This window comes from Variovorax paradoxus, assembly GCA_016806145.1.
In the GTDB taxonomy this organism is placed as follows: Bacteria; Pseudomonadota; Gammaproteobacteria; order Burkholderiales; family Burkholderiaceae_C; genus Variovorax.
In genome coordinates this window covers 3,555,311-3,565,840 of the sequence record CP063166.1, presented here as the reverse complement: position 1 = coordinate 3,565,840, position 10,530 = coordinate 3,555,311, and the positions used below count along the sequence as shown (strand labels likewise).

Here is a 10,530-nt window from a genome sequence, read left to right as displayed (position 1 = left end):
CGTCACTTCCAGGCAGCCAGGAACGCCAGCATGACCTTCGCGGAGTTGTCGGCCGCGATGTTCATGAAGGTGCCCATCTCGTTCTCGCCATCGCCGCCGCCGGCCAGGTCGCTGAGCGAGCGGAAGGCGATGTAGGGCACGCCATTGCTGTAGGCCACCATGCCCACGGCCGCGGTCTCCATGTCGAGCACGTTGGCCTGGAAGGTCCTGAAGGTGTATTCGCGATAGGCCTTGTTGTCCATGAAGGCCTGGCCCGAGACGCCGTTGCCGCCCACCACCAGCTGGGGCTTGCGCGCCAGGCACTTGCCGGCGCTGCAGCTCGCAAGGTCGACGTTGCGGATGCCGCGCGCCACCTCGAGCATCTTCGGGTCGGCCTCGAACCAGAACTTGCGCTCGATGCCGGGCCGCGCGGCCGAGCGCACCTCGACCGGGCGCGGGAACATCATGCCGAAGTTAGGCAGGGTGGCGTCGGTGATGAAGGGCGGCGCCGCGTACTTGCCGGGCGCGGTCTCGCGCGCCATCAGCACCTCGAGGTACTGGCCCCACTGGGCCGGCACCGTCACGTCGCCGACGTGCAGCGAAGGATTCACGCCGCCCGCGATGCCGCTGAACACGATGTTCGTGACGCGGAAGCGGTTGAGCGCGAGCTGCGTGTTCATGGTCGCGTTGGTCATGCTGATGCCCGAAAGGAACAGCACGACCGGCTTGCCCTCGAGCGTGCCGGTGGTGAACTCGACGCCGTTCACGCCGTGCTTCGCGGCGCCCTGCAGGCGCGCGAGCAGCAGCTTGAGTTCGGGCTCGAAGGCCGAGATGACCGCAATGCGCGGCGTGTCGTCGAGCCGGGTGCCGCTGTTGATGCTGACGCCGGAGCCCTTGTAGACACCGACGCAGCCCGCGAGGCCGAGGGCCAGCACGCCGGCCGCGAGCAGGGAACGCCAACGCAGGGTCATCGGGCGGCTCATTTCGCCGTGGATTTAGGCTGGCCATCGTCCACCTTCACGGTGAACTTGCCGGCGAGGATGTCGGCCTGCTTGGCCTTGACCTTGGCGACGATGTCGGCCGGCACTTTCTTCTCGAAGGTGCCCAGCGGCGCGAGTTCGGAGCCCTTGTACTTCATCTGCGAGTAGATGCCGTAGTCCTCGGCGGCGAACTTGCCTTCCTTCACCAGCTTGATCGCGCGGTCGGCCGAGGGCTCGAAGTTCCACAGCGCCGAGGCGACCACGGTGTCGGGATACTGGGCCTGGGTGTCGATCACGTTACCGATCGCGAGCTTGCCCTTTTCCTTGGCCGCGTCGGAGACACCGAAGCGCTCGGCGTACATGATGTCGGCGCCCTTGTCGATCATCGCGAAGGCCGCTTCCTTGGCCTTGGGCGGGTCGAACCAGCTGTTGATGAAGCTCACGCTGAACTCGACCTTGGGATTGGTCTCCTTGGCGCCGGCCATGAAGGCGTTCATCAGGCGGTTGACCTCGGGGATCGGGAAGCCGCCGACCATGCCGATGCGGTTGCTCTTGGTCATGCCGCCGGCGACCATGCCGCTGAGGTAGGCCGGCTCCTGGATGTAGTTGTCGAACACGCTGAAGTTGGGCGCCTGCGGCTTGAGCGAGGAGCCCATCAGGAAGGCGACCTTCGGGAAGTCCTTGGCGACCTTGCGCGCCGCGGCCTCGACGCCGAACACCTCGCCGAGGATCAGCTGGTTGCCGCCGGTGGCGTATTCGCGCATCACGCGCTCGTAGTCGGCGTTGCTGACGTTCTCGGTGGCCTTGTACTCGATCTCGCCGCGCGCCTCGGCGGCCTTCAGCGCCTTGTGGATGCGGCCCACCCATTGCTGCTCGAAGGGGACGGTGTAGACCGCCGCCACCTTGAGCTTGGCCTGCGCGAGCGCGAGGCCGGGAAGGCCGGCCGCGAGGGCCGCGGCGATGGCGATGGAACGAACGATCAGGGGGCGGCGTGCTGTCACGGTGCTTCTCCTCGGGTGTTGAAAATGAATGTCTTGCAATCCGCGTGCCCGTGCCGAAGCCTTTCGGGAAACACCGCGGAACCGGCTTTGCCGGGCCGCTGGTGTTGCCCCCGGTAGGGGGTTGGCACAGAGGCGCGAAGCGCCGCGCAGCCTGGGGGCGAGCCTTATTTCGTGCCGAAGATGCGGTCGCCGGCGTCGCCGAGGCCCGGCAGGATGTAGCCGTGGTCGTTCAGTTCGCGGTCGATCGCGGCGGTGTAGATCGGCACGTCGGGGTGCGCCTTCTGCATGGTCGCCACGCCCTCGGGGCAGGTCAGCAGGCAGACGAACTTGATCGACTTGGGATTGAGTTCCTTGAGCCGCTCGACCGCGGCCACCGCCGAGTTGCCGGTGGCCAGCATCGGGTCGACCACGATCACGTCGCGGCTGTCCATCTCGCCGGGCATCTTGAAGTAGTACTCGACCGCGGTCAGCGTCTTCGGGTCGCGGTACAGGCCGATGTGGCCGACACGCGCGCCGGGCACCACGGTGAGCATGCCGTCCAGGATGCCGGTGCCGGCGCGCAGGATCGACACCAGCACCAGCTTCTTGCCGTCGATGACCTTGGCCTGCATGGTCTCGAGCGGCGTCTCGACCTCGACGTCCTGCATCGGCATGTCGCGCGTGACCTCGTAGGCCATGAGCATGCTGATCTCGTTGAGGAGCCGGCGGAAGCTGTTGGTGGACGCGTCCTTGCGGCGCATCAGCGTGAGCTTGTGCTGGACGAGGGGGTGGTCGAGGAGGTGGACGTTGCTCATTGGAATTCTTCGATTCGTTCTGCGTTGGCGAAACCCGGAAGTCTAAGAGACTGGGACCTAGAAGACCGTGCCGTCGCTCTCGATCTGCAGCGGTGGTGCACCGTCACGCAAGCGCTGTGCCAGTGCCCGGCCTGCGGCCCAGGTGCCGCCCTCGAGCACGCAGGCCAGCGGCAGCTGTTCCTCGCTGCGGCCCAGCACCTTGCGCACGCGCGGCGCCAGTTCGTCGAGCAGGGCCACGGTGAGCGCGCGCCATTCGACGATGAACTCGTCGCCGGCCTTCCAGCGCCGCTCGAGCAGCGCGGCGTCCTTGGGCACGATCACGCCGCTGTCGATCAGCAGGCCGCCGTTGCGGTACTCGGGCAGCGCGGTCAGGGCCTCGAGGTGGCGCACCTTCACGCCGGCCCACTCGAAGGGTTCGAGCAGCGAATAGGTCAGCCACTGCGAGAGCTTGTGGAAGGGCATCCAGCCGTTGGTCAGGCCCGGGCCCGGCACCGCGCTGTGGCGCCAGCAGTCGCCGAGCGCCAGCGCGGGATCGCCCGACCCGATGCCGCCGAGGTTGTCGCTGCCATCGGCCGCGATGCTGTCGACCGCATTGGCCGAGGGCCAGATGCGCGAGAGCGAGTCGAGCAGCAGCGACAGGATCGCGTGCGCGCCGATCTCGGCGGTGGGCGGCGCGGCCGGGCCGAAGGGGCCGACCAGCGCGTCGAACAGGTTGCCGGGCCGGCCGTCCTCGCCGAACACCTCGGGCTGCTCGGCCAGCGCCTCGCCGAGCCGGCGCAGCAGCGTGGCGCGGCCCGCGAGGCCGACCAGCGGATTGACCTCGCTGACCTGGAAGGCGGCGCCGAGCCGGTCGGTGACCAGGCCGCGCAGCCCGGCGGCATCGGCCTGCAGCGGGCGCTCGGGGTCGGAGGAGAACAGGCCGCTGGTGAAGGCATGGAAGCTCGCCACGCCCAGGCCCTCGGAACGCGTGAAGCGCTCGCCGCTGGCCGGTTCGGTGTAGTGCCAGTCGGGGCCGGCGCCGGCGTCGAGCAGCACGCTGACCAGCACCAGGTCGATGTGGGCGCGCGCGCGCTGGCGTGCGTCGGCCTCGCCGAGCAGCTCGTCGAGCTGGGCCCGGCGGTCGATGCCGCCAGCCTCGAAGTGGCGCCAGCGGCTGTGGTACGGGATGGTGTCCCAGGGATAGCGCTCGCGCGTGACCTCGGCCACGGTGCGCGCGGCATCCTCGAGCGCGTTGTCGTCGCCGATGCGGAACCAGCGCGATTCGCCGTTGCGCGCGCGCGCCAGCAGGCCCGCGGCGCGACGGCGCACTTCGGCGGTGCTGCGCAGCAGGCGCGCGGCGCCCGCGGCATGGCCGGCATCGACCGCGAACTCGATCGCGGGGTCGACCCGGCCCTCGTCGCCGGGCCGCAGGCTGCCCGAGCCGTCGACGGGAAGGTGGTCGCGAAAATTGTTGTTGCTGCTCGTCATTCGTTCAGTCCCCGGCCCTTGGCCTTCTTGAGTTCCTCCGCGTCCGGCACCGGGCCCGGCGTGAAATAGCCGGCGGCCATCTTGGCGTCCATCTCGACGCGCGCATCGGCGGGGATCAGTTCGTCGGGAATGTTCACGCGTTCGCCGATCTCGATGCCCGAGCCGACGATGGCGTCGAACTTCATGTTGCTCATCGACACCAGCCGATGGATCTTCTTGATGCCCAGCCAGTGGAAGACGTCGGGCATCAGCTCCTGGAAGCGCATGTCCTGCACGCCGGCCACGCATTCGGTGCGCGCGAAGTACTGGTCGGCGGTGTCGCCGCCGACCTGGCGCTTGCGCGCGTTGTAGACCAGGAACTTGGTGACCTCGCCGAGCGCGCGGCCTTCCTTGCGCGAGTAGGCGATGAGGCCGACGCCGCCGCGCTGCGCGCCCTGGATGCACTCCTCGATGGCGTGCGTGAGGTAGGGCCGGCAGGTGCAGATGTCGGAGCCGAACACGTCGGAGCCGTTGCACTCGTCGTGGATGCGCGCCGTGAGCTCGACATCCGGATTGGCGAGGTCGCGCGGGTTGCCGAAGATGTAGAGCGTCTGCCCGCCGATGGGCGGCAGGAACACCTCGAGGTCGGAGCGCGTGACCAGCTCGGGGTACATGCCGCCGGTTTCCTCGAACAGCACGCGGCGCAGGTCGGTCTCGGAGCAGCCGAAGCGCCGCGCCACCTCGGGCAGGTACCAGACGGGCTCGATCGCGGCCTTGGTCACCATCGCGGCGCCGCCGGCCGTGAGGAAGTGGCCGTCGGCCTTGAGGCGGCCGCTTTGCAGCGCCTCGATCACCTCGGGCAGGATCACGTGCGCCTTGGTGATGGCGATGGTCGGGCGGATGTCGTAGCCGGCCGCGAGTTCGTTCTTGAAGGCATCGGCCACCAGCGCGCCCCAGGGGTCGAGCGAGACGATGCGTCCGGGCTCGCCCCACTGCGGATAGGGGCCGATGATGTCGGTGGGCGCGGTGTTCGTGAGGTCGGCCTTGTGCTCGCGCTTGAGCGCGCCCGCGGCCACCGCGAGCGCGCGATACACGCTGTACGAGCCGCTGTGGGTGCCGATGACGTTGCGGTGCGCGCGCCTGGTGGTGGTGCCGACGATCGGCCCGCGCTCGGTGGCGGTGGCCGCGCCCCAGCGGATCGGCAGCGCGCCGAAACCGCCGCTGTGCGAGGTCAGCCGGATGTGGCCGCTGGGCGTGGGGACGACGGTCTGGACCGGGAGCGCGGAGGCCGAGGGAACCGGTGGCACCGGCGCGGCGGGAGGAACGGGGGAGGCGGAGGACGAAGGGATCGCAGTGCTGTCGACGGACATGAATGGCCCTCAAAAAATGCAATGTACCGATCGACCGCATGGCTTGCAAGCCGGGGAACGACGGACAACGCCGCGTGCGCGACGCGGCGGAGGGCGCGAGAGGAAACGCGGAAGGAAGCTCAGGCCGGCGAGGAGCGCAGCCCGTAGACCTTGCCGTCGACGAACAGGTACTCGGCGCGCAGCACCGCATCGCCTTTCTCGCCGGTGAAGGTGAAGCCCAGCACGCCGAGCTGCGTGCCGGTCTTGATCTCTTCCACGCCCCAGGCCGACAGCCGCGTGAGCGGCGCGAGCTCGACCAGCCACTTGCGGTCGCGCCGCGTCGGCAACTGAGCCCTGGCGAGCAGCGCAGGGCCGTCGACCGAGGCGCTTTGCTTCGGCAGCGCGCGCTGCTTCAGGTCGGCCGGCAGCGCGGGTTTCTCGGGCAGCTCGAGTTCGAGCTCGCCATGCGGGTTGCGCCACATCACGCGGGTGGCGCGGCCCTCGAGGTAGAGCGGGCGCTCCTGGTCGAAGCTGCTCCAGCCATGGTGCGCGCGCGTCGGCAGCGCGAGGCCCAGGCCGAGGCCCAGCGAAGTGGCGACGAAGGCGCGTCTTGGCAGCGGCATGGCGGTCTCCTCGGAGGAAGGGTGGGAGCGGGCCGGGGCCCGCTCAGGCATAGGCGATCCAGCGCCCGCAGATGATGACAGCGAGCCAGAAGGCCAGCGACAACAGGCACTGCAGCCGTCCGGTCTTTGCGGCGGGCCCGTCGAGCAGCGCGGAGCCGCCGCGCGCATGGAACAGCGCCGCGTTCGCGCCGGCCAGCGCGATCAGCAGCAGCTTGATGCGGAAGGCCGGGTTGGCCAGCAGCTCGCCGGGCTGGCCCGCGAACATGGCCAGGCCGGTGGCGGCGCACAGGCCGAAGCCCGCCAGCGCGGGCGTCAGCGTGAGGCGCGCGAGCCGGGCCGCGGGCAGGTCGCGGCCCAGGCCCAGCGCGCGCAGCTCGAACACCAGCAGGCCGCCGAACAGCATCGCGATGCCGACGATGTGCACCGCCTCCAGTGCCGGGTAGGCCCACGGATGCGAGACGAGTCCTTTGAACACCGGGGCGATGCCGGACGACATGGGCGCTCCTTGAGGGGGTGGCGAACAGCTTAGTCCAGCGAGCGCCGGGGCAGGGCCAAGGCCCGCGGCCGCGCGGGCCCTTGCGGCGGCGCGGCACAATCCGTCGGAACTTTTTCGACGAGGCTGTAACCAGCCGGTCCGATGGCACGAAACAACGAAGGCAGCAGGATGCAAACGAGCGACGCCGAGGCGGCGCTGCGCAGCCTCTTCCTTCGCGGCCTCGACGGCGACGCGAAGGCGTACCGCGACTTCCTGCAGCGACTCAGCGCGCACCTGCGCGCTTTCCTGGGCCGGCGGCTGTTCGGCTGGCCCGATGATGTGGAAGACCTCGTCCAGGAATGCCTGCTCGCCATGCACAACCAGCGCCATACCTACCAGAGCGACCAGCCGCTGACGGCCTGGGTGCATGCGATCGCGCGCTACAAGATGATCGACCTGCTGCGCGCCAAGTCCTCGCGCGAGGCGCTGCAGGACCCGATCGACGATGAACAGGGCCTGTTCGCGGCCTCCGACATCGAGGCCAGCGACGCGCGCCGCGATCTCGGCGGCCTGCTCGAGACCCTGCCCGAGCGCCAGCGCCTGCCGATCGTGCACGTGAAGATCGAGGGCCTGTCGGTGGCCGAGACCGCCAGCCTCACGGGCATGTCCGAGTCGGCGGTCAAGGTGGGCATCCACCGCGGGCTCAAGGCATTGGCCGCGCGCTTCGGGAGCGCCGCATGAAGACCGACGATCTGGTCGCCATGCTCGCCGCCGGGCCGGTGGCCGTGCCGCGCCAGGCGGCGAGCCGGCGCTTGGGGCTGGCGCTGGCCATCGGCGCGCCGCTGTCGCTCGCGATCCTGCTGGTCGAATACGGGCCGCGGCGCGACCTGCTGCAGGCCCTGTTCTGGCCGATGTTCTGGGTCAAGCTGCTGTTCCCGCTGGCGATCGCGGGCGCCGCCTTCGTGATGGTGCAGCGGCTCGCGCGGCCGGGCGTGCCGGTGCGCCGGGCCTGGATCGGTGCCGTGCTGCCGGTGCTGGCGGTCTGGGCGCTGGCCGTGGTGGCCTGGTTCGACACGCCGATGGAAGGGCGCATGCCCTCGTTGATGGGCCAGTCGTGGCGCATCTGCGCCCTGAGCATCGCGGTGATGGCGCTGCCGGTGTTCGTCGGCGCCATGGCCGCGCTGCGCAGCCTCGCGCCGACCCGCCCCGCGCTCGCGGGCGCGGCGGCCGGCGCGCTCGCCGGTGGCGTGGGCGCGGCCGTCTATGCGCTGCACTGCATGGAGCTCACGGCGCCGTTCCTCGCGGTCTGGTACGTGAGCGGGATCGCGGTGCCGGTGCTGGTGGGCGCCTTGCTCGGGCCGCGGCTGCTGCGCTGGTAGGGGCCTGCGAGCGCTCGTACGCCGCACTGGGACAAACCCTGTCCCGCGGCGAAATGTCGTTCGCTGAACAGTTCGAAAAGAGCGAAAGGATTGCAATCGCGTCGCGTTTCTCTCACAACAACAGGAGACATCGATGCGAGACATCCTCAGAACGGGACTGCGGGTCCTGGGCCTGTGCGCGGTCGTCACCCTCGCGAGCTGCGGCGGCAGCGGCGGCGGCGGCGTGGCACTGCCGATTCTTCCGCCCTCCGGCTCGCAGCCGGAATCGCCACCGCCACCTTCGGCGGCGACGGGCGAACTCAAGATCAGGACGCTGTCGAACCGCGCCGACATGATCAGCGACGGCGATGCCTACGTCGAGATCGTGTTGCCCGAGGGCAAGAGTGCACTCGACCTCGCGGTGGACCTCGACGGCAAGGACGTCTCCTCCGCCTTCGCGCTGCGCGCCAACGGCCGCGTGCTCGGCACCGTGACCGGGCTGCGCGTGGGCAGCAACACGCTCACCGCCACGCTCAAGTCGACCCGGACGGGCGCCAAGCTCGCGATCGAGAACTTCGCGCGCGGCGGCAACATCTTCGCGGGCACGCCGGTGCAGCCGTGGATCTGCGCCACGAAGGCCGGTTCGGTCGCGACGGTGACGGTGCCCGGCACCGGGCTCTCGGCCACCGCGACCACGCTGGTGAGCGGGCTCGACGCCGACCCGGTCGACGCCGACTGCAACGCGCCCACCGTCTACACCTACTACTACCAGCCGAAGGCAAAGGAGGGCACCGATTGCGGCCAGCAGCCCTTCGGTCCCTACGCCTGCTTCCTGCAGTACGACCCGGCCAAGCGGCCGAAGGACGCCGAGATCGCGAACTTCACGACCGACCGCGGCGACACCGTGAAGGCGCTGCTGCGCGTGGAGCTGGGCACGATGGGCCGCGGCGAATACCAGGTGGCGGTGTACTTCGATCCCGCCAGGCCGTGGACGCCGTGGGAGCCGCAGAAGGGCTGGAACGGCAAGGTGCTCTGGAAGATGGGCGCCTCGGCCTCGGGCAACCGCTTCCAGCAGAACCCGGGCACGGCGCTGTTCGACGACAACGCGCTGCGCGCCGGCTTCATGACGGTCAACTCGCAGCTCACCAACCACAACGACAACAACAACGAGTTCCTCGCGACCGAGAACATCATGATGGTCAAGGAGCACATCATCGATACCTACGGCGAGATCCGCTACACCATGTCCGACGGCGGCTCGGGCGGCTCGATGATGCAGACCGTGCCGGCCTCGGTGATGCCCGGCCTGCTCGACGGCCTGCAGACCGGCTACAGCTACCCCGACGCGGTGACGACCTGGATCGAGACGCGCGACTGCGGCAACCTCTGGCGCTACTACGGTACCGGCCCGGGCGCGGGCCTGTCGCCGGCGGCACGCGCGGCCATCGAAGGCCATCCGACGGCCGACTACTGCACCAACTGGGTCTATTCCTTCCTCGCGCCGCAGAACCCGGTGCAGGCCACCAACTGCGGACTCGGCTTTCCGGCGGCGCTGGTGTACGACCCGGCGCTGCGGCCCAACGGCGTGCGCTGCACGATCCATGACGTGATGACCGCGATCCTCGGCACCACCGAGCTCAACGGCAACACCGTGCCGAACCTGCCCTACGACAACGCGGGCGTGCAGTACGGGCTCAAGGCCCTGCGCTCCGGCGCCATCACGCCCGAGCAGTTCGTCGCGCTCAACGAAGGCATCGGCAGCTGGGACGCCGACATGATCTGGTCGGGCGACAAGGCCGTCATTCCCGCGGCGCGTGCGCGGATGCAGGCCAGCGCGATGACCGCGCTCTACCGCAGCGGCCTCGTCAGCTACGCGAAGAACCTCGCGAAGGTGCCGGTCATCGACCTGCGGCCCGAGCTCGGCGCCGACATCCACATGGCCTGGCGCACCTACCAGCAGCGCGCGCGCCTGGACGCGGGCAACGGCGGGCACGACAACCACGTGGTGCTGGCGAGCAACGCCGGCACCGGCGTCGCGCTGACCCGGCAGGCCTTCCTGATGATGGACCGCTGGCTCGGCGCCATGGAGGCCGACAGGTCCGCCGACACGAAGGAGAGGAAGGTCGTGAAGAACAAGCCCTCGGACGCGGTCGACCAGTGCATTGCGACCGCGGGCATGACCACTGCCGAGCTGGTCGACATCGGCTTCGGCAGCGCCGCCTGCCCGGTCAAGCCCTACGAATCGGTGCGCATCGTGTCGGGCGGACCGCTCTCGGAAGACGTGTTCAAGTGCCAGCTCAAGCCGATCGACTTCGCCTCGGCCGACTACGCCGGCGCGGTCTTCACGGGCGGCCAGCAGGTGCGGCTGCAGGCGACCTTCCCCGATGGCGTGTGCGACTGGAGCAAGCCGGGCGTGGGGCAGGTGCCGTGGACGCCGACCACCTTCCGCGGCGGCCCGGGCGGGCAGGACCTGCCGGCCGCGCCGGTGTCGACGCCGCTCTGAGGCAGCGAACGAGCGAAGCGCC

General features: G+C 69.7%; 10 protein-coding genes. 3 read left to right on the top strand and 7 right to left on the bottom strand.

The genetic code is table 11. From position 1 onward, the window contains the following. Nucleotides 1-2: 2 nt before the first annotated feature. The 7 genes from INQ48_16690 to INQ48_16660 form a co-directional block, all read right to left on the bottom strand. On the bottom strand, nt 3-950 hold the full coding sequence (locus tag INQ48_16690; protein ID QRF55067.1) for a 5'-methylthioadenosine/S-adenosylhomocysteine nucleosidase: 948 nt from the start codon (nt 948-950) through the stop codon (nt 3-5). Nucleotides 951-958: 8 nt separating this feature from the next. Further along, nucleotides 959-1,960 carry a BMP family protein gene (locus INQ48_16685; protein QRF55066.1) on the bottom strand — a complete coding sequence of 334 codons (1,002 nt, stop codon included), beginning with the start codon at nt 1,958-1,960 and terminating at the stop codon, nt 959-961. Between the two features lie 164 nt (nt 1,961-2,124). Further along, a complete protein-coding gene (gene upp, locus INQ48_16680; GenBank protein ID QRF55065.1) occupies nt 2,125-2,754 on the bottom strand; it encodes a uracil phosphoribosyltransferase in 630 nt (209 codons plus the stop codon). A gap of 57 nt (nt 2,755-2,811) precedes the next feature. Beyond that, nucleotides 2,812-4,221: a URC4/urg3 family protein gene (locus tag INQ48_16675; protein QRF55064.1), complete on the bottom strand. Its 1,410-nt coding sequence runs from the start codon at nt 4,219-4,221 to the stop codon at nt 2,812-2,814. Next, nucleotides 4,218-5,570 (bottom strand): GTP cyclohydrolase II, encoded by a 1,353-nt coding sequence (locus tag INQ48_16670; GenBank protein ID QRF55063.1) that lies wholly within the window; start codon nt 5,568-5,570, stop codon nt 4,218-4,220. The genes INQ48_16675 and INQ48_16670 overlap by 4 nt, the downstream gene beginning before the upstream one ends. 119 nt (nt 5,571-5,689) lie before the next feature. Further along, nucleotides 5,690-6,172, bottom strand: a complete 483-nt coding sequence (locus INQ48_16665; protein QRF55062.1) for a hypothetical protein — start codon at nt 6,170-6,172, stop codon at nt 5,690-5,692. Nucleotides 6,173-6,215: 43 nt separating this feature from the next. Further along, a complete protein-coding gene (locus INQ48_16660) occupies nt 6,216-6,647 on the bottom strand; it encodes a hypothetical protein (GenBank protein QRF60765.1) in 432 nt (143 codons plus the stop codon). Between the two features lie 162 nt (nt 6,648-6,809). Between INQ48_16660 and INQ48_16655 the strand changes: the two genes are divergently transcribed. From INQ48_16655 to INQ48_16645, 3 genes are all read left to right on the top strand, one after another. Continuing rightward, entirely contained in the window at nt 6,810-7,388 is a 579-nt protein-coding gene (locus INQ48_16655; GenBank protein ID QRF55061.1) for a sigma-70 family RNA polymerase sigma factor, read from the top strand. Then, nucleotides 7,385-8,026 (top strand): DUF1109 domain-containing protein, encoded by a 642-nt coding sequence (locus INQ48_16650; protein ID QRF55060.1) that lies wholly within the window; start codon nt 7,385-7,387, stop codon nt 8,024-8,026. The genes INQ48_16655 and INQ48_16650 overlap by 4 nt, the downstream gene beginning before the upstream one ends. A 133-nt stretch (nt 8,027-8,159) precedes the next feature. Further along, nucleotides 8,160-10,508 carry a hypothetical protein gene (locus INQ48_16645; GenBank protein QRF55059.1) on the top strand — a complete coding sequence of 783 codons (2,349 nt, stop codon included), beginning with the start codon at nt 8,160-8,162 and terminating at the stop codon, nt 10,506-10,508. The last annotated feature ends 22 nt before the right edge of the window (nt 10,509-10,530 follow it).